The sequence below is a fragment of the Clostridiales bacterium genome (assembly GCA_014799665.1).
Lineage (GTDB): Bacteria > Bacillota > Clostridia > Christensenellales > Pumilibacteraceae > Anaerocaecibacter.
In genome coordinates this window covers 273,299-293,715 of the sequence record JAAVHP010000004.1, presented here as the reverse complement: position 1 = coordinate 293,715, position 20,417 = coordinate 273,299, and the positions used below count along the sequence as shown (strand labels likewise).

The 20,417-nt window shown below is 51.0% G+C and carries 17 protein-coding genes; 6 read left to right on the top strand and 11 right to left on the bottom strand.

Going from position 1 to position 20,417, the window contains the following annotated elements; all coding sequences use genetic code 11:
• The first annotated feature begins 45 nt into the window (after positions 1-45).
• From HDT28_01935 to HDT28_01920, 4 genes are all read left to right on the top strand, one after another.
• Positions 46-357, top strand: coding sequence for a hypothetical protein (locus tag HDT28_01935; protein ID MBD5131344.1), 312 nt, complete (start codon positions 46-48; stop codon positions 355-357).
• Positions 358-359: 2 nt separating this feature from the next.
• Positions 360-1,685, top strand: a complete 1,326-nt coding sequence (locus HDT28_01930) for a hypothetical protein (protein ID MBD5131343.1) — start codon at positions 360-362, stop codon at positions 1,683-1,685.
• Positions 1,686-1,790: 105 nt separating this feature from the next.
• The gene (locus tag HDT28_01925) at positions 1,791-2,525 is read left to right on the top strand and encodes a hypothetical protein (GenBank protein MBD5131342.1); all 735 of its coding nucleotides are present in this window, start codon (positions 1,791-1,793) and stop codon (positions 2,523-2,525) included.
• Entirely contained in the window at positions 2,522-2,896 is a 375-nt protein-coding gene (locus HDT28_01920) for a hypothetical protein (protein ID MBD5131341.1), read from the top strand. The genes HDT28_01925 and HDT28_01920 overlap by 4 nt, the downstream gene beginning before the upstream one ends.
• A 9-nt stretch (positions 2,897-2,905) precedes the next feature.
• Here HDT28_01920 and HDT28_01915 read toward each other — a convergent pair whose 3' ends face one another.
• The gene (locus HDT28_01915) at positions 2,906-3,079 is read right to left on the bottom strand and encodes a hypothetical protein (protein ID MBD5131340.1); all 174 of its coding nucleotides are present in this window, start codon (positions 3,077-3,079) and stop codon (positions 2,906-2,908) included.
• Positions 3,080-3,554: 475 nt separating this feature from the next.
• On the opposite strand from HDT28_01915, the gene HDT28_01910 reads away from it, so the two are divergent.
• Positions 3,555-4,853, top strand: a complete 1,299-nt coding sequence (locus tag HDT28_01910; GenBank protein MBD5131339.1) for a protein rep — start codon at positions 3,555-3,557, stop codon at positions 4,851-4,853.
• A 199-nt stretch (positions 4,854-5,052) separates the two neighbouring features.
• Here HDT28_01910 and HDT28_01905 read toward each other — a convergent pair whose 3' ends face one another.
• From HDT28_01905 to HDT28_01860, 10 genes are all read right to left on the bottom strand, one after another.
• Positions 5,053-6,549, bottom strand: a complete 1,497-nt coding sequence (locus tag HDT28_01905) for a hypothetical protein (GenBank protein MBD5131338.1) — start codon at positions 6,547-6,549, stop codon at positions 5,053-5,055.
• Between the two features lie 308 nt (positions 6,550-6,857).
• A complete protein-coding gene (locus HDT28_01900; GenBank protein ID MBD5131337.1) occupies positions 6,858-7,085 on the bottom strand; it encodes a hypothetical protein in 228 nt (75 codons plus the stop codon).
• Positions 7,086-7,131: 46 nt separating this feature from the next.
• Positions 7,132-9,000, bottom strand: coding sequence for a hypothetical protein (locus HDT28_01895; protein MBD5131336.1), 1,869 nt, complete (start codon positions 8,998-9,000; stop codon positions 7,132-7,134).
• Between the two features lie 641 nt (positions 9,001-9,641).
• Positions 9,642-11,084, bottom strand: a complete 1,443-nt coding sequence (locus HDT28_01890) for a sel1 repeat family protein (GenBank protein ID MBD5131335.1) — start codon at positions 11,082-11,084, stop codon at positions 9,642-9,644.
• A 137-nt stretch (positions 11,085-11,221) separates the two neighbouring features.
• Positions 11,222-13,006, bottom strand: a complete 1,785-nt coding sequence (locus HDT28_01885) for an ABC transporter ATP-binding protein (protein MBD5131334.1) — start codon at positions 13,004-13,006, stop codon at positions 11,222-11,224.
• 10 nt (positions 13,007-13,016) lie between these two features.
• On the bottom strand, positions 13,017-14,774 hold the full coding sequence (locus tag HDT28_01880) for an ABC transporter ATP-binding protein (protein ID MBD5131333.1): 1,758 nt from the start codon (positions 14,772-14,774) through the stop codon (positions 13,017-13,019).
• Between the two features lie 22 nt (positions 14,775-14,796).
• Positions 14,797-15,231 (bottom strand): winged helix-turn-helix transcriptional regulator, encoded by a 435-nt coding sequence (locus tag HDT28_01875; protein MBD5131332.1) that lies wholly within the window; start codon positions 15,229-15,231, stop codon positions 14,797-14,799.
• A 170-nt stretch (positions 15,232-15,401) separates the two neighbouring features.
• Positions 15,402-15,839, bottom strand: coding sequence for a Fe-S cluster assembly scaffold protein NifU (gene nifU, locus HDT28_01870; GenBank protein MBD5131331.1), 438 nt, complete (start codon positions 15,837-15,839; stop codon positions 15,402-15,404).
• Positions 15,840-15,879: 40 nt separating this feature from the next.
• Positions 15,880-17,121, bottom strand: coding sequence for a cysteine desulfurase NifS (gene nifS, locus HDT28_01865; GenBank protein MBD5131330.1), 1,242 nt, complete (start codon positions 17,119-17,121; stop codon positions 15,880-15,882).
• Positions 17,122-17,396: 275 nt separating this feature from the next.
• Positions 17,397-17,618, bottom strand: coding sequence for a hypothetical protein (locus HDT28_01860; protein MBD5131329.1), 222 nt, complete (start codon positions 17,616-17,618; stop codon positions 17,397-17,399).
• A gap of 448 nt (positions 17,619-18,066) precedes the next feature.
• On the opposite strand from HDT28_01860, the gene HDT28_01855 reads away from it, so the two are divergent.
• The gene (locus HDT28_01855) at positions 18,067-20,406 is read left to right on the top strand and encodes a glycosyl hydrolase (GenBank protein MBD5131328.1); all 2,340 of its coding nucleotides are present in this window, start codon (positions 18,067-18,069) and stop codon (positions 20,404-20,406) included.
• Positions 20,407-20,417: the final 11 nt, after the last annotated feature.

The following is a 20,417-nucleotide window of genomic DNA, read 5'->3' as shown; positions in this document are numbered from 1 at the left end:
TTTGTAGGGGCGATGGCTTAATCATTATAGCAAGGAGAATTACAAATGTCAAGTGTAAATTACAATTTAGGTAAAAAGGGCGTTCGTTTGGTCTCTGCCGAAGAAGCTTGGGTAAAGGGAAAGAACGGCAAGTATCGCTTAAATCCTAAATATTCGTTCGTCGGCAAAGTAGATTTGAATATGCCGAACATGATCGTTTCTACTGTTAGAGGTCAAAAGCCGACATATAAGGGCGACATAAACGAACTTAACCAAACGGCAAAGAAACAAATCGTAGAACATTTCTATGATGATAACGGTAAACGCAATAAAAAGACCGTTGCGTATTTCGCTATTGAGAAAAAGGACGGTAAATAGTAATGAATAAAATCAATCAACGCCGAAAGAGCGTTATGCTCATTCTTTTGGCGATACTGTTTTTAATAATGAGCTGGGTCACACTGCTGCCGTCGGCTATTGTAAGTGCGGATACCGTAAGAGATTTTGAGTTTAACGAGGCGGATTACTCTTTTAATGAAAATGATCATTCGTTGAAACTAATTCAAATAGCCGAGAGTGAGACGGGAAAGCTTTATGTGTATGTCTATCAACCGAGTGGCGCTGAAACATTCTCATTGCAAATTCGACTTTCGCAATCTATATCTGAAAATGCGATATGGCAAGATTATTTCTTAACGGATCGTGTTGCTTATACTGATACGGTATTTAGATATGCCGTTGATGGTTTAGAGCTTAAACCCGATGCCTTGCGTTATTATGATATCCCGGCGTTATATCGTAAGTATGATAAAGATTATGACGGCGAACTCGACGGTGAGAATATAGGCGGCTATATTTCTTTCGCCGTTAAGCAATTATGGACGGCGACAACTGTCAATGGACAAGTAAGCTATACTATGCAGGAAAATGCTTCTATTGTCGTTACTTCCCAATACGTTGGACAAATTTACTATGGCAATCCCGGAATGTTTCTTGATGAAGGCACTACGTCCTTTTATATTGCTTTCGATACAGATATTCGCATGGACGACATTTACGAAGCGGATATTAGTTATGGTATAATCGGCGAGCATATTACTACGGGAGCAATATATGAAATTGTACCCTATCAAACGGTAACGATTACTGCCGAGGGCGAAGCTTCTGCCAAAGTCGGTTGGTCTTGGTTTGCTCAAACTCATACGTGGAAAGATATTCAATCAAAAGACGATTTTGTTAAAGCGGAAAATTTAAACGACGAAACAAAAGATATTCTTAAAACAAAGAAATGGGTTATTCGTTTTCATAATTTATATTCGAACGACGGCGGACCTTGGGTTAAACCGCTTCCTTTGGAGTATAGGGCCACTGATACTACTATTCTTCGCTTGAATTATGTCCGCGACGGCAAAACGTATAATGTCGGCGTTGTATCTGATAAGCAATCAAGCGGAACAAATATTGATAACGTAATAGAAGATTGGTCTTTCAAGGATTGGTGGGAAAGCGTAAAGGCTTGGTTTAAGAAATATTGGCATTGGCTCGTTATTGCCGTGGTCGGTGTTATTGCTATAATCATTCTCTCGCCTTTCCTGCCGCTTATATTCACCGCGATAGGACATTTATTCGTCTTGCTGTTTAAGGGGCTATGGTGGCTCATCAGCGCGCCTGTACGGCTTATAGTGGCGTTATTTAAGAAGGAATAAGCTATGGCGATAGAAATAGTATTTGCGCCGCCGCGGACCGGAAAAACGTGTTATTTGACTGCTCAGGCGTGTCAAATTGCATTTGATCGTCAGCGTACTTGCCTAATGCAAAACGAGCTTTTAGGCAAAATCGCAAGCGGTTTTACTAATATTCAAACTATCCCCGAGCATTGCGTTGCCGCAAATTACGATATAACGCTTAGAAAGTTTTGCTATACGCCTTTGCTCAGCCGACGAATTAATCCGTATCGGCTGGGCTTTGACAATCCTTTTGTAGAAACGCATTTTAATATTCCGTTTGAAGCTATCTTCATTACGGAAGCTCAAAAGTATCTTAATAGCCGTATGAGCCGTAATTATCCGGATTGGCAAAGTCGTTGGTATGAACAGCATGGTCATAATAATTTGGATATTTGGTTGGATACTCAACGGCCCATGCTTATAGACGTCAATATTCGTGAGCTGGCAAGATTTACCGAGATAGTCGAGCTTTATATCGATTATGACTGTTTCGGGCACCCGTGCCGCTTAGAATGGCTTATCCGGAAGATATCTAACAGCCAAATGTTTGACTGTTATATGAGTAGCGGACGGAAAGACAAAGATTGCTATACCGAAGAAATTTTTACTTTCGATTATAACGTTTTTCGCTGTTATGACAGTCAAAGCTGTAAACCGAAGTTTTATCAAGGGAAGTTCGACAAAGATATTGATTATCAGTCTGCCGAACCGACCGAAGAAAGCATACAAGGTTATATTAAATTCCTCGAAGAGTTCGACGACGAACTTCCTAAGGGTTTTTATAAAACAAGCACAAGTAAAGGAGCAATTGCCGCATGAATTTCCACATTTTAGATCTCGGCGATGAATTGGATCGTCGTATTTTTGAAAGTTATGAGTGTTTTAATAACACTGCCGATTATCTTCCTATTGATTACGCGAACAAGATACGCGCAAATATTTTTAATGATTATAAGAAAATTCGCAAGATACTTATCAAGGAAAATAAGAAGTATCAAAAGAATCTCAAACCGCTTTCGCGGCTTGCGAACTTTTTCTTTAATCTTTTCAAGCCGAAACTTGTCATACAATCTATTCAATTGCCTGTACCCTCGGAGTTTTCTCCGGATATCCTGAATGCTAATCCGTTAGTTACGGACAAACCGGTCGAAGAACCGGGGTCAACGAACGGTATTAACGATCAGAGCTAAGAATCGAAGCTAACAAGCTGCGCCGTCGAACGTGATCAATCTTCCGCGCCTGCCGAACCGACGGAGCGTGACGGGATGAGCGAAACAGCCGCGCCGCCGCAAGAATGAGGACGGTGCGCCGTGACGGGATACGGAAACAAGAACGGCAGCCGACACCAAAAGCGCGACCCTACGCCGAATCACCCGTACACCCTCTTGTCAACTTATAAGCGCAGCCGAACAAATGGCTCGGTCGAATCGAACTGCCGAGCTTGCTGCCGAAACCCGGAATAAATTCTCTCAGACAAGAACTCCCCGGGCGTTGGCGTAGCTCTCTTTTAATCCGCACGCCTTAGCGTGCCCCTTGTCCACCTCGTCCACGAGGTGACGACTTGCTGAGTTGTGACCAATTGTTCGAAAGTTGAGCCTGCGAGACTTTTGACCAATTGTTCGCAACTCGGCAAGTCCACGAAATGCCGCCGAGCCGAACGAACGGTAGCGCTCGATCAATGCGGCGAAGCCGCAATAAAAAAACAAATAGTCCCAGTCCGCGCACGGTAGGCTTGCCCCCGTGCGCGGGCTGGGACGCAACAGGTTCGGCCGCGGCGCGCCAGCGCCGCGAGTCCGAACCTCTTGATATATTAGAATTAAGTTCCCACGCATGATTTACGGAGAGGTTATGAACGATTGGGATGACGCTTTAAGCCGGGAACGGCAAAAAGTAAAAAATGCTATAAATATTAAATCGCTTGGTTCGAGCATAAGAAAACGCGATTTAGAATTAGGCATTAAAAAGAAAACCGAAAAGCAACGGGCGGCGCAGGAATTGCGTTCAAAAGCTAATCGAGCTACCGAGTTTGATAACGGTGCGGATATACCGGAAGTGCTTCAACTTACAGAAGATTATGTCGGTAACGTTTGGGGCAACCGTTATCATAATGAGCTTTATGCTGATTACTATTTAAGACTTCATGAAGAAACGGGTCTCGCTCAATATGAAGCCGAAGCCGAGCGCGTTGCCCATTGCCATAAGTCTTGGTTCGGCGATCATTACATAATGCAACAAGTGTTTGACGTGAAAACCGTGTTACTCTGCCATGATAAGTTTTGCATAAATTGCCAGCACCTTAAACAAGCTTCACGGCTCAAACGGTTTACCCCGGTCTTTGACGAGCTGCGCGAAACTTACGATCTCTATCATCTCGTTCTTACCGTTCCCAACGTTCCCGGCGTGAAGCTTAATAGTACGCTCGATATAATGTACCGTTCGTTTAAGAAGCTTATTCGTTATTTCAGCGGCGATGCGAAAATTAAAGGCGTTGACTTTAAGCAATATGGTTATGTCGGTGCGGTCCGTGGGCTTGAAATAGTTGCTAACCCGGCGGACTATCACCCGCATATTCACTGTGCTTTGTTACTTGCAAAGGACCTACCCGTCCGCAAAGATATTGTTAATTGTTTCAGCTACGACCACGGCGTTCTTAAACGACATTTTTCCAATCTTGAAATTTTAATACAAAAGATATGGTGGCTTTGCCTTCATGGTCAAAAAGTCGTGCTCGATAGCATTGCCGGCGTTCCCGAGGGTTATAGCTGTACTCTTGACGAAGTGGATAATGACGAGTGGCACGAAGTATTTAAGTACGTTACTAAGCTCACGAAAGACGGCGAGCCGTATTTATCGTATCCGCAGTTCAAGACTTTATACTATGCGCTTTATCGTCGACGTGTCATGCAGGGCTACGGCATATTATATAAACTTGCCGAGGACGACGATATAGACGAAGAATGTGCTTTGGAATACGCAAAGGTGATTGCTCGGCTTCGTCGGTTGGAAGAGCCGCAGGAAAATTACGGTTACGATATAGACGAGCTCTATACCGATGTTAAAAGCAATCGTATAACGGCGATAAGCCGACGGAATATTCAACGTTATCTTAACGAGATTGCTAAGGACGAGGAAGAACGTAATGATTGAGTGGTTTGGGTATGCAATGGGTATGATTTATATTTTGATTTTATTTTTACCTGTAACCACTATATCTTGTAGATTTATAATAGAATTCTATTTGCTTCGGACCGTTCGTAATCAGCAGGTCGGCGGTTCGAGTCCGCCCAGTAGCTCCAAAACCCCCGTGAATATTTCCACGGGGGTTTTACTTTTAGATAAACTTGTTTTATCCCTCTATGATCTCGCCTGTTACCATGTTTTGGAAAATCAGCCAATAGCCCTTACCCGTCGGCATATTACGGTCTCGGGGAAGCCATTGTGCCTCGTTGCCGAGCGGCGACACTTTGTCGTAGCTGCCCGCAATGGCGTAGCACAGCGCGACGTTGCCGCTTCTACCGACCGATATTCGCTTGCCGTCGAAATCGACCTTTACCCATTCCAAATCGGGTAAGAGCTTATTGAGCTCGTCGTCCTTGGGTGCGCCCGAGAAAAGCGTTTGAACGTCGGCACGAACGCGCTCGAAGAACGCGCACTCTCTCAACCTTTTGACCTGCTCGGAGGGTTTTATCGGCTTTACTTCCCGTCTACTAACTACGGGCGTGCGGTGCGCGCGCTTTTTTAGCCATATCGCTTCCCTTTCCCACGGCATAGACGCGCTCTCCGCCGTCACCTGAATTTCCGCATTTACCGCCGCCGCTTCCGCCATTGCTTCGGGCGCAGTCGGTTCGCTTTCTTTCTCCTGCTCTTTTATAGGCGTAACCTTTTGCGCGGTCGGTTGTTCGTTCATAGGCTGGGTATCGATCGGCCGCTCAAAAGTATATTGCTCGGGCTTTTGCGGTTCTTCCTCTTTTCGCTCCGCGACGGGCGGGGTGTACTCCTCTATATCGTCGGGCAGAGTGTCGAATATATCGATTTGCTGCTCGACTTTTTCTTCTTCGACAGGTTGTTCGGCTACCTCGTTTTTCGCTTGCGGTTCGAGCGGTTCGTCCGCTTCTTCTGGTTCTTGCATAGAGCGAATTTCGATTTCTTCTTCCTCGCTCTCCTCTATTTCTTTTTCGGTTACGACTGCCGCTTCTACGGTCGGGCTTTCTTCGACTACTTGCTCGGGCTCGGGTTCGGCTTTCGGCGGTTCGACAACGCGTGGCTCAATACGCGGCGCAATGCGGTCGTCGAGCACGCGCGGGGTGTCGAGAAATTTATCGACTACGGGCATACGCGCCGACAGGTCGAGCGTGGTATAGAAGTCCGCTTCGGCTATCGCTTCGTCGCCGTACAGCGAAAGCCGCGACTGCGGAATGCCCGTACCGTCGGGCATGGGCAAGACCTCGGGCTTGGGGCTGAGCGGCGGAAGCGCGGCAGGCGTGGGTTTACTCGCGACCGGCGGCGGACGGTGGTCGTGCCGTGCGAGAAGGTCCATAAGATTGGCTTCCCACATACGCTTGGCGTTGGTGCCGTACAAGCGCAAGCCGTCGTCGAACACGGCAAAATGCAGTTCGGTAATATCGCCCACGTCGAGCGAGAACGCCAGCGCGGGATCGTCGCCCGCGGGAAGGTCGCGCACCACTACGTGCGTTTTGGTGACTATCCCGACTTTGAGCGGCGCGGAATACGCGCGAAGGTCGAACGTGCGCAGCGAGAACATAGCGCCGCCCGCACTCTTTTCGACGAGGACGACGCCCTTACCGTCGCCGCTTAATATAAGCATCTTTTTTTGATACAGCATACACTTCACCTATCTCTAATTATACTGTATAATGTATGCCGTGTTTTGTTGCTTTTATGATAGCGAAAGCGAATGTTGTCGGGGATAGTCAGGGGGACAGGGAGAAGGATAAATTAAATAAATGCCCTCATCCGTCGGCTCCTTCGTCGCCGCCACCTTCCCCATTTGGGGAAGGCTATCGGTTGTTCGTCTTATCCATTTTTTACAAACAAAAAGCCATATCGAGAGTTTTTGCTCGATACGGCTTTTATTATTTCACTTAAAGTTTTCTTTGCTTCTTTCTTGTTCACAAGAAAGAAGGCAAAAAATTAAACTAAGTTTTTAAGCTGATTGGTGATCTCGGTAAGCCGCTCGCGCTTGACCTCGATCTCGGCGGTATACGTTCTGAAATACCGCATTTCGTTTTCGTCAGGATCGCGACGGCTGATGATCGCCTCGATAAGCGCGGCTTGCGAACGCGTACGCTTAGCTTCGAGCACCTTGATTTCTTCCTCGATCAACTGCATTTCCTTTGCAAGATCACGTTTCAACGACATAATTCTTATCTCCTTTATATGTCCTAATTTTTATTTGATCGACGGGTTATTCTTCCGTCGCAGTTTCGGGTTCTTGTTCATCGGTCGCCTGTTCTTCGCCGTCAGCACCATCCGATGTCGCGGCGGCTTCGGCGCGCGCACGCTCGGCGAGCAAACGCATGGCTTCGGCTTTTGCGCGCATCTTTTCTACGCGCGCGTCGGCGGCGTCCGCCTTGGCTTCGAGCGCTACGGCGCGTTCCTCTGCGGTCTTGGTCTTTTCGGCTTCCGCTTCGGCTTTACGCGCAGCAGCGGCCTCCTTACGCTTAGCGGCGGCCACCGACTTTTCACCTTCCTCGGCTGTCTTAGCAGCGCGCACGGCGGCGATGGTCGCGTCGATCGTGGCGCGGGTGCGGATAGACAAAACGAGCTTATCGGTAAGGAACTGGAACACCTTTTTCTTCCACAGTATGAATATCACGAGCGCGACGATAAGCAGTACGCCGACGACGATAGCGAGTATCGCCCACCACGGCAGCCCCGCTTTATCGAACACGCGGACAAACACGGAATACGAAAGGCCGTTATAATCGGCGGTGCCCTCTACGGTCGCGGAAAGATTATACACTCCCGCCCTGGCGCGCGCGAGATGATTCACGCCCGCGACATTATCGTAAACTACAGTATCGTCGCTGTTGGTGATGACGATATGCACGGTGCCGTACTCCGCCGCGCCGACAACGGCGTTATCGACCTCGCTGTACTTTCCCGCGACCCAGCCGGTAACGGCGGGCTTATCCGTCCAATCATTGACCGCACGATTGATCCTGAACGTAACTTTGATGCTGTCGGTCTTGGTTTCGAGCGTCTGACCTTCCCACATATAGAAGTCGGGCTTGTAGAAAGTGAACACTACGTCGTACGCGCCCGCTTCCGTGCCACCGTTATTGACAGCGACAACGTAAATATCATTGCCCGCGGCGTCCGCCTTTTGCAGCTCGCCGGTATAGCTCTTGTCGTTTACGACGGGAATGGGAACGGACCTTACGACTTCCACGTTGAAGAAGTAATCGGTGCGCGCCTCGCCCTCGCCGAGCTTCTCCGTCGATGAATAGAAGTTGGGGCTGTCGACCTTATAGTAAACCACGTACCGGTCGGGAAGCACGGTCATTATTTCGAGCGACTCCCAGTCGTAGTATACGTCGCTGTGCAGGCGCATAAGGTTGTAGCTGAGATTAAGATCGGCGCAGAGCGCTGCGTACTTATCGAGCGACCAAACAGTACCCTCGACGTTTACAGCATTCGCTTGAAGCGCTTTTTCGACCGCAGCTTTCGCCTGCTCGTCGAACAAATGATTTTCGCCGTCGTACTCGTAAACAAACGTTTTGCCTTTGAGCGCGGCGTTGATATCTTTGAGCATGTCTTCGGGTATCTCTTGTTTACCGACGGTAAACTTAACTTCCTCGATCACGTCGCCCGCCGTCATTTCAAGCCTGTAATCGCCCGCGGGCATTACGGGAGTGAGATAGTGATCGAAAATATTGCGCGTAAAGGTATTGTAATCGCCCTCGCCTACGGGCATGATCTCGTCGCCGTAGTAAAGCGCGAGCGTTACCGTATCGCTTTCCGTGCCGTAATCGGCTTTGTCAACGTCGCCGCTTTTTAGCACGGGAACGACGAACGCGGTCGTATCGCCGTAAACGCGATCGGCGATAGCGTAAGGCGCGCCCTCGCCGTCGACAAACAACGCGGCAGTCGCGTCGGGCGTTTCGCCTTCTTCGCCTTCCTCGCCGCTCTCGTCGGCAAGGATCATAGCGCCGCTCGCCTGCGGCTCGGCATCGGCGTGCGCAATCGTCACAAACGCAAACGATACCGCGACCGAAAGGCACGCTAATAGCGCGATAATTATGTATTTTAGATTAATTGCTTTTGCTCTCATTAGTCGTTACCCTCCGCGGAAATAACAAAACCGACTGCTTATAATTCAGTGTATAATATAACATTATACAGCGCATTTTGTCAAGTGATAAAAGATAATTAGGAATTGCGAATTAGGAAATGCCCGATACCGCTTGCGGTGGTCCCCGGAAAGCGAACTGCGAGTAAACACGGCAAAAGCGTATATGAGAGTGCGTAGACCCGTGCAAGAGCAGGAAAGCAAGGTTGCCCGACGGGGAGTGTACACCCCCGTACATGACCCGAGGGCAACCGTCCAAGCCATGAAAATGCGGAGGCGCGGCGCAGACGGGCAACAGTCGGTGAGCCGCCGACGGGAGTGTACATAGAAGTACATGACCAAGGCGGCGAGCCGAACGTAGTCCGTATCCGCCGATGCATACGCATTTTCATATAAATGCAAAACGGTTGGTATTTCTACCAACCGCCTTGCTATATGATAAGGGGGAAAATGATGAGCGATTTAAGGGGTGTAATCGTTTAGCACAACAGCATCACGTTGATTACAATTGAATTATATTACAACTTAAAATTTAAGTCAAGCGTTTTTTATCGGTTTTTCGAAAATTCTTTAAAAATATTTTCTTCGCCCCGTATACCCTATTGTATGCACGGTACTCCCGATTAAGTACCGTAATTTTCTTTATTTTCTTTTTTGTTCTTGTTTATATCGCCGCGCGAGACCACGGTGTAGATATGCTTAGCGGCGGGATAGAGCGGTATAGCCGACTTGATATACTCCGCGCCGTTGTTTCTGTCCTCGGGAAGCTTGCCGCAATCGATATACAGCGTGCCGACCAAGCACCGTGCAACGCCTTCCCAGCTGTCGTGCTTTTTTACCGCTTCCAGAAACTTGTCCGCGGCATCGGCGGCATGGCGTTTCTTGATCTCGATAAGTCCGTCGATCATGGTCTTGAACGTGCCGACAAACTCGCGGTCGGTCACCGTGCGGAAAAACTGACCGTTCTGTGCGGAATTGATATTATGGCTCGCAATGGCGAATATTCGGCGCTGCGCGGCGAGCATACCCGCATTGGCGCACTCGGTATAGATCTCCACCGCTTTGATAACGTCGCGCGTCACGCCCAAACCTTTCTCATGGCAAACGCCGATATTGTACTTGGCGTAGATATCGCCGTTCTCTTCCATTCTGTCTTGGAGAATATGCAGTCCGTCCTGCGCGCTACCGTACTCGATATTGATAAGCGCCAAACGCATAACTGCGTCGGTATCGCCCGCGTCGGCGGCTTTGGTGTAAAAGCTCTTGGCTTTCTTGATATCCTTTTTTACGTAACTGCCCGTTTCGTAGTAGCAGCCGAGGTTGAACATTGCCTGAACGCAATGCGCTTCCGCCGCCTTGTTGAAAAGCCTTAACGCTTTCTTATATTTATACGGCGTATACGTTAATATCGCCGCAGCGTACGCGCACTTGCCGTCAGGCGTTTTGGATTCGCGTTTGAGGTCTTTTAGCTTGCGCTTGGTTTGCTTTTTGTTGAGCTTTTCAAAGCTGGCGTCGCCCGCGCTGTCGAGAAACTTGGCTTTATGCCCGTCGCAGAACTCGCCAAGCGCAGCATACGTGTACGCATAGCCGTTGAACACCAGCTCCTGCCCGCGCGAGTCGCGGTTGATCTTGTACGACAGTATGACCATAAGCACTGCGCCGACGGGCGGAACGATCGAGCATATTGCCGCGGATATGCAAAGCGCCTTGTGCGAGTTGCGCGAGAGCATTCCGCAATACACGCCGCCGACGATGAAACCGCAGTACAACAGCGCCATGCAGAAATACACGGCGTATGGCGTGCCGTCGTGCGACATGGTGTACAGCACGAGCTGGACAACGAACAACACGAACCCGAACCCGAACACAAGCACGGAAGCAAGTCCGCACACGATAGCGCACGAAGTTTTTTTGCACAAGACAATGAGCGACGTTGCTGCGACGAACGCGCAGAACAACAAACACAGATTAATATAGAACATTATATCGACGGTGTGTTGCGTAACGTACCACGTGGGGATAATCGCCGACAACGTTCTTATTGTAATAGTGATAGTCGTGTTCACTGATCCTGTTTCCCTCATTAGTATGCAAAAACTTCGGGTTCTTATATTGTATCAACAAACGCGAATTTTGTCAATATGTTTTCCCTACTTCTTTTTCGAAAGAAGTAGGCAAGAAAACTTTACTTTGGGATATAAAACTACTCGTCGAACTGCGCGTTGTAAAGCTCGCTGTAAAACCCGCCTTTCGCAAGAAGTTCTTCGTGATTGCCCTGCTCGATGATATCGCCGTCTTTGAGAACGAGTATAACGTCCGCGTTCTTGATAGTCGACAGGCGGTGCGCAATTACAAAGCTTGTTCTGCCCTCGGTGAGCTTATCCATAGCGTTCTGTATGGCGAGCTCGGTGCGGGTATCGACGTTGCTCGTCGCTTCGTCGAGTATGAGCAGCGGCGAGTCCTTTATCATCGCTCTTGCGATAGTCAGCTGTTGCTTTTGCCCCTCGGACAGCTCCGAGCCCTCGCCTATCACCGTGTCGAAGCCGTTAGGCAGGCACTCTATATAATGTTTGAGACCTACGGCAGCGCAGACCTTATCGAGCTCCTCGTCGGTCACGCCCTCTTTATTGTAAACGAGGTTGTCGCGGATAGTGCCCTCGAACAGCCAGGTGTTCTGCAAGATCATGTCGAACAGGTCGTGAACGTCCTCGCGCTTCATGTCCTTTATAGACGTGCCGTCGATCTTGATGTCGCCGCTGTCCAACTCATAGAAGCGCATGAGAAGGTTGACGATAGTTGTTTTGCCCGCGCCCGTAGGACCGACAATAGCCACCTTTTGCCCACGTTTGAGCTCCGCCGAGAACCCGTGGATTATCTCCTTATCGGGCGTGTAGCCGAACTTGATATTATCGAAAGTGACGTCGCCGCGCGGCTTGTCGATCTTGACGGTCTTTTCGTCCTCGCCGAGCATTTCTTCCTTTTCGAGAATATCGAACACTCTGCGGCTCGCCGCCGACGCCTGCTGTATGGAAGTCATGGCTTGTGCGAACGTGCCGAGCGGTTGCGAGAACAACCGCGCGTATATGACGAACGCCATGAGCGTGCCTATATCGACGGCGGTACTGCCCTTATCGATAAGCGCGATACCTACGACGAAAATGAGCAAGTACGACAGGTTGCCGACGAACGCCATTATCGGCTGCATGATGCCCGAAAGGAACTGCGATTTCCAATTGCTGGAAAACAGCCCGTCGTTGGTCTTGTAGAACCGCTTGCGCTCACCATGCTTGCCGTTGTACGCCTTGACGAGATTGTGGTGCCCGAACACTTCTTCGATCTGTCCGTCCATTTCTCCGAGCAAAACCTGTTTGCGGTCGAAGTGCTTTTGCGAGGCTTTGAGCACTATCGCCATGAGCACGAACCCGAGTAGCGACGCTGCGATCGTGACCGCGGCGAGTATGGCGTTGACCTTGAACATCATGACTACGACGCCTATGAACAGCGCCGCCGCCGAAACGAGGTTGGCGGTGCTCTGCGCGAGCGTTTGCGAAATGGTGTCGACGTCGTTTGTGACGGTACTCAGAATATCGCCCGTCGTGGTCGTGTCGAAGTAGTTGAGCGGCAGACGGTTTATCTTGCCGTTTATGTCGCTCCTCAGCTTTTTGCTCGCGCGCTGAGTTATGGTCGCCATTATAAACTGCTGCGCGTACGAAGCAATCGCGCCCACGCCGTAGATTATAATAAGGATAATACAGAGCTCGGCTATGCCCGACATATCTATGCCGAGGATCAAGCCGTCCTTTATCATGTTGGTCAGGTCGGAAATTTTTTCCGGACCGATTATAGTGCAGACCGCACCGCCGACCGCGAGCAGTATTGCCGAGATTATTGCGGGCAAGTATCCCTTCAAATATTTGAGAAGCTTGCCGAACGATTTCATGTCTGCTTTTTCGCGCTTGCCGTTGCCAACGCGTCTTCTACCCATCATAGGCGGCATATTACAACTCCTCCTTCGATAATTGCGAGAGCGCGATCTCTTTGTACACCGCACAGTTTTCGAGCAGGTCCTTGTGCGTGCCCATGCCGACTATCCTGCCCTCGTCGAGAACGATTATCTTGTCGGCGTGCATGATAGTGCCGATACGCTGCGCGACGAGCACTACCGTCGCGTCCTCGATATTCTCGGCGATGTTCTTTCTGACCGCAAGATCGGTCTTGTAGTCGAGCGCGGAGAACGTATCGTCGAACACCATCAGCTCGGCGTTCTTATACACTGCGCGCGCGATTGACAGCCGCTGCTTTTGCCCGCCCGAAAAGTTTGTGCCGTCCTGCGCTACGGGCGAGGCTATGCCCTGTTCCAGTCCGTTCACAAACTCGGCGGCGCACGCTATATCGAGCGCGCGGTTTATACGCGCGTCGTCGGGCTCGGTCTGTTCGCCGTAAGCCACATTGCCGCGAATATCGCCCTTAAACAGCACGGCGCGCTGCGGCGCGAGCGAAATACTGTTCCTAAGCACTTCCTCGTCGTAGTCCTTAACGTTTACGCCGTTGAACAAAACCTCACCGCCGTCCACGTCGTAGAAGCGTTCGATAAGGTTGATGACCGTTGTTTTTCCGCTGCCCGTCGCGCCGATAAACGCGACCGTCTCCCCCCTGTTCACTGTGAACGAAATATCGCTAACAACCTTGTTCGAGCCGTGGTCGTATGCAAAATCTACGCCCTTAAATTCAAGCACAGGCACGCCGTCCTTATGCTCGACTTTTTTTACGCTGCCGCTGCGAATAGAACGGTGCGTGCCGAGCGTTTCGGCAATACGCCGCGCCGACACCACGCACCGCGGCAGGATCATGAATATCATGATGAGCAGCATGAACGCCATAACTACCTGCATGGCGTACTGCGTGAACACCGTCATACTGGTGAACATATCTTCCTTGCCGACGAGCGGCGTGGAATTGATAAGCGCCGCGCCTATCCAGTACACCGCGAGCGTAAGCCCGTTCAAGCAAACGGTCATGACGGGCATCATAAACCCGAGCGAGCGCGACGTAAATAACTGGTTGCGCTTTATCTTTTCGTTGACCGTTTCGAACTTGGCGGTCTGGTACTGTTCGGCGTTGAACGCGCGCACCACGCGCACGCCCGTAACGTTCTCGCGCACGGAGTTATTCATCTCGTCGATAAACTTTTGGATCTGGCGGAAGCGCGGGAAGCACATTATCATGAGCACGGCAACGACGGCAACTATTATCGCGACGACCACGCCAGTGGCTATCGTCCACTCGACGGCGGTCGCCGAAATCTTGCATATCGCCCACACCGCGAGCACGGGCGCTTTGATCAAAAGCTGCAAGCCTATCGCAATAAAGTTTTGCATTTGAACAACGTCGTTGGTCGTGCGCGTTATAAGACTGGGCGTGCCGAACTTGTTTATTTCCGCCGCCGAGAACGAGGTAACGCGCTCGAACAATTCTTTACGAAGCGTCTTTGCAAAGTTCGCGGCAGTACGCGCGGCAAAGAACCCGCATATGATCGAGCAAAGCGCGCTGCAAAACGCATACAACAGCATCCACCCGCCGTTGCGCCACACCGCCGACATATCGACGGTTCCGTCCAGCCTGACCACTTCCTTTACAAGCTTTTGCGTGTAATCGGGCATGGTAAGGTCGAAGTACACCTGCGCCACCACGAGCCCCGCGCATATAACAATGAACACGTAGTCTATCGATTTTAAATACTTAAAAAGCTTTAACATCTCGCCTCCTTAAAGTTTTCGCTTAATTTTCGCTCTTTTTGCGTTGGGCGATTTCATGGAATCTACCCAAGATCCGCAAAAACTCGTTCAGGTCGTCCTCGCCTATTTCGTCGATAACGCTCATGGCAAAGTTCAACCGCTCTTTCTCGTGCTTGTCGTACTCGGCTCGCCCCGCGTCTGTGACCGTAACCACGACCTTGCGCGCGTCCTTTGCCTGCGCACGCCGCGTAATAAGCCCGCGAGATTCGAGCGCTTTAAGCCCCGCCGCCACGCGCGGAGTGGACATACAAAGCTTGGCGCTCAAATCGCCCGCGCAAACCTCGCCCTCCGCCCTGCACAGCAAAAGCAAAATCAGGTGAGCCGTACGGTCGTTATCGTCCAACCTCTTAAACGCGTCCTTGGGTCTGAGCTTATCAAACCTTTCGAGGAACTCTCGCGCCTCCTTTTCGTCGCACATATTTCTATTCTCGCCTCTAATAAAAAATTACCTAACAATTTATCTAAATCGTTTAGGTAATTCAATTATATAAATTTATACGATATATGTCAAGCAAAACAGACCTATATTTTTAAGAAAAACAAAAGGGCGCATACCGCATTACTACGCGCCCCTTTAATTTTTAATTGTTAATTATTCTCGCCGTGCGGGTCCTCGTCGTCATCGGGCGGGAACATGGCGGGATCGTACTCGATACCGTTCTTATCGTAATAGTCCTTGATAGCGGCGCGGATAGCCTGTTCGGCGAGCACCGAGCAATGAAGCTTGTGCGCGGGCAGTCCGTCGAGCGCTTCGACGACCGCTTTATTGGTAAGCTCCAACGCTTCGGATATAGGCTTGCCCTTGATGAGCTCGGTCGCCATGGACGAGCTTGCGATCGCGCTGCCGCACCCGAACGTATTGAACTTGACGTCGGTTATAATGCCGTTATCAACCTTGATATACATTTTCATGATATCGCCGCAGCGCGCGTTGCCCACCTCGCCGATACCGTCGGCGTCGTCGAGCTTGCCCACGTTGCGCGGGTTTCTGAAATGATCCATAACTTTTTCGCTGTAAAGTGCCATAATGATATATCCTCAATTTTTAATTTTTAATTATTAATTTTTAATTAAAATGAAATTTCTTCTCGCCCTTTTCGAGCGCTTCCCAAACGGGCGACATATTGCGCAGATACTCGACGACCTGCGGCACGACCTTGATTATCGTATCGGCGTCGCTTTCGGTATTGTCCTCGGACAGGCTTATTCTAAGACTGCCGTGCGCCACCTCGTGCGGAAGCCCGAGCGCAAGCAGCACGTGCGACGGGTCGAGCGAGCCCGAAGTGCACGCCGAGCCGCTCGACGCGCAAACGCCCTCGTCGTCGAGCATAAGGAGTAGGCTCTCGCCCTCTATGCCCTCGAAGCACATATTAAGAACGCTCGGCAAATGATTTTTCATATCGCCGTTTATCTTGGAATGAGGTATCTTTTTGAGCTCCTTGGCTATGCGGTCGCGTAGCTTGATTTCGTGCGCCGAAACCTTGTTCATAGTCTTGCACGCGTATTCGAGCGCCGCCGCCATGCCCGCAATGCCCGCGAGGTTCTCGGTGCCCGCGCGCCTGCCCTTTTCCTGCGCGCCGCCCTCGATAAACGCATTTATCGGCACGCCCTTGCGCACGTACAGCGCGCCCACGCCCTTGGGTCCGTGAAACTTATGCGCCGACAGCGACAGCATATCTATATTCATGTCCTTAACGTCGACGGGAACGTGTCCTACCGCCTGCACCGCGTCGGTGTGGAATACGACCTTATTCTCGCGGCATACCGCGCCGATTTCCTTTATGGGCTGTATCGTGCCTATCTCGTTATTGGCGAACATGATCGTGACGAGCGCGGTGTCGGGGCGTATTGCCGCTTTCACCTCGTCGGCGGTGACGATACCGTTCTCGTGAACGTCCAGGAACGTCACCTCGAACCCCTCGCGCTCCAACTTTTTGAGCGTATGCAAAACCGCGTGATGCTCGAACGCCGTAGTCACGATATGCTTCTTGTTGCGCTTGGCGCCGTTAGCCGCAGCCGAGCGTATCGCCTGGTTGTCCGCCTCGCTGCCGCCCGAGGTAAAGTATATCTCGCCGGCATCGGCGTTTATGCACTTAGCTACGCGCGCACGATTTTCTTCGAGCGCTTCCTTTGCGATCTGCCCCACCGTGTGCAATGACGACGGATTGCCGTACACGTTCTTGTAGTAGTCCGCCATTGCGTTTATCGCAACGTCGTTCATAGCGGTGGTCGCCGCGTTATCCACGTATATGGTCTTTTTACAAGCTTTATCCACTGCTGTGCCGAAACCTCCAAGTGATATAGCCATTTTACAGTGCAGTCGCGGTGCAGACGGGCAACAGTCGGTGAGCCGCCGACGGGAGTGTAGACCCACCTACATGACCGAGTCGGCGAGCCGAACGTAGCCCGTATCCACCGATGAATGCGCTGTAAAATTTAATTCCTATGAATTTAGTATGAATTAGCCTTGTAATTATTATAATGCGCCGTAATATATTTGTCAATTATATTGAGAGTATTACTCTAAAATTTTTCAAACAAAAAAACCCCCGACTGAGCGCCGAGGGTTTTCGTTGTTCCCTATTATATGGGAAGAATTTTAAGAATGTGTTTGCTAACAATCATGAGGATGAGGTCGATCAACCATATAATCCAGAAACCAAGGAAAATACGGAGGATGCCCGCAACGATCTTACCGTCCGCAAAACGCGTGATGATGCCGCAAATCCACGAAGTAACGGGGATAATAGCAAGAATTACGCTTACGATATACGGAAGACCAAAGTAATCGCCACCTTTTGCCATGTTCGTTCTCTCCTTTTAATATTTTTGTATTTTCATTATACTATGTATATGCGCGGTTGTCAAGTATATTTCTAAAAATCGATAACGCATTTATCAAGTTTTCTCGAACGTAAAAACCTTACCCTCTTGACTTATACCCGATCACTATGATATACTAGATATGAGGGTGTTCAACTTCAAGCGAAACACCCCAAGCGGGCTCTTTTGAGCTCTATCTACGTTAAACTCGCTTGTAGTAGCGCCGAGGCTACGACTTCGCTCGTTTGCCTTGATATAGCTGCAAAATAGCCTCGCTTGGGGCGCATAGCGTTTTTACGAGCAAAATCACGAGGATAGACGTGCGAAACGGAGCGCGTCGTACTCTTTGCGGTACGGCAAGCGACGCTTCGCGCGTATAGACTGAGATTTTGCCGTAAAAATGTTTCTTTTGAGGTTGAACACCCGCGGTATGGACGAAGAACGGCTGGATATAGATAAAGCGTTGGCGTATCTCACGCTCGACGAGAAAATAAGAATGCTTTCGGGCGACGGAATGTGGCACACCTACGCCTGCGGCTCGCTGCCGCGCGTAAGGATGTCCGACGGACCGAACGGGCTGCGCATGACCGACGGCGTTGCGTCGGCTGCGGTGCCGTCCACCTGCTATCCTACCCTGTCCATGCTTGCAAACAGCTTCGATCCCGCGTTCGCGTACAACGTGGGCGCGGCGATAGGCAGAGAAGCCACCGCCATGGGCGTGAACGTTCTGCTCGCGCCGGGCGTCAATATAAAACGCTCGCCGTTCGGCGGCAGAAACTTCGAATATTTCTCCGAAGACCCCCTGCTTTCGGGCGAAATGGGCAGAGCGTATATTTCGGGCGTGCAATCGACGGGGGTGGGCGCGTGCTTAAAGCACTTCGCCGCCAACAACGCCGAAACCGACCGTATGTATTCGAACAGCACGGTCGACACGCGCGCACTCCACGAGGTTTATCTCAAACCGTTCGAGATCGCGCTCGAAGCCAAGCCCGAAGCGGTGATGACCGCATACAATAAACTCAACGGCGAGTACTGCTCGCAAAACAAAAATCTCATAACCGAAATACTGCGCGGCGAGCTCGGCTTTCGCGGCGCGGTGATTTCCGACTGGGGCGGCGTTCACGACCGCGCGGAAGCGCTCAAAGCGGGGCTGGATATAGCCATGCCCGACGGCAACGGCTTGTTCGAGGAACAGCTTTACGCCGCGTACCACGCGGGGCGCGTGACCGAAAAGGACATAGACGATTCGATACGCCGCATACTGGAATTGACGGACAACGTATACCTCGAACCGTACGGCGATTTCGACGCCGACGCGCACGACAGGCTTAGCTACAACGCAGCTGCGGCAAGCATTGTCATGCTCAAAAACGAGAGCGTTCTGCCGCTCACCAAGGACATGAAAATAACGGTGTGCGGCGAACTCGCCGAGCGCGCGCCCATACAAGGCGACGGCAGCTCGCACGTAACGCCTATCAAAACGTCGTCGCCGCTCGACGCGTTCTCGCACCGCGCAATAGAGGTCACGTACTTCCGCGGATACAGCCTTACCGACCAAAAACAGGACGGCAGGCTTTTACAGGAAGCGAAGGACGGCGCGGAAGGCGCGGACGCCGTGATAGTATTCGTCGGCGCGCCCACGCCGTGCGAGGGCGTGGATAGGCAAACGCTTGCCCTGCCCGACAACCAATTGAACCTTATAGCCGAGCTCACGGCGGCGGGACACCGCGTAGTAGTCGTGCTGTGCTCGGCGGGGCCCGTCGAAATGCCGTTTATAAACCGCGTGCGCGCGGTGGTGTACGCCGGGCTCAACGGCGGAAACGGCGCGTTAGTCGCCGTCGATACGCTGTTCGGCAGGATCAACCCGAGCGGCAAGCTCGCAGAGTCTTTCCCGCTTTCGAGCAAGGACGCTATCGAGGTAGCCGACCCCGTTTACCGCGAAAGCATTTTCGTCGGATATAAATATTACGACAAGACCGAAACGCCGGTGCTGTTCCCCTTCGGGCACGGACTTTCGTTTTCTAATATCGAATACACGGATATGACCGTCAAGCGCGTCGATAACGCCGAATTCGACGTGACCGTCACCGTCGAGAACAAATCGGTGCGCGACGCGGTAGAAACGATCCAAATATACGTCACCGACAAAACGGGCAGGGTCATGCGCCCCGTCAAGTCGCTCGGCGGCTATAAAAAGGTTTACGTAGAGGGCGAAACCTCGACCACGGCGACCATACGCCTAAACGCTTCGGCGTTCGAGTTCTACGACGAGAGCAAGCATAGGTTTGCGATCCCCGACGGCGAGTTCGAGATCGCGGCGGCGAAATCGGCGGCGGATATTCGAAAGCGCGTGACCGTCAAGGTCCACGGCAACTTTTTCGATACTATCCCCTACCCCGACGTTTACGACAACCCGAATAAAACTATGCTCACCGACCTTGCGTTCAAGGAACTGTTAGGTCACGATGTGCCGCCCCTGCGCGTGCCGCCCAAAAAGGGCGAGTTTACGCTCGACTGCTGTTTTGCCGACCTCGAACGCACGTTTATAGGCAAGATCATGAAACGCGTCGCCGTAGGCAAAGCCAAATCGGTTGCCGCAGTCGGCACGCCCGAATACGACGCGTTCGTCAATTCCACTCTGCACACGCCGCTGTCCTCGGCAAGCGCAACCTCGGACGGCGCGCTCACGCTCAAAGCCGCCAAGGGCATAATCGAGCTAGCAAACGGTCATATCTTCAAAGGCTTGAAATTTCTGTTAAAACGTAATTAATAATGATTTTC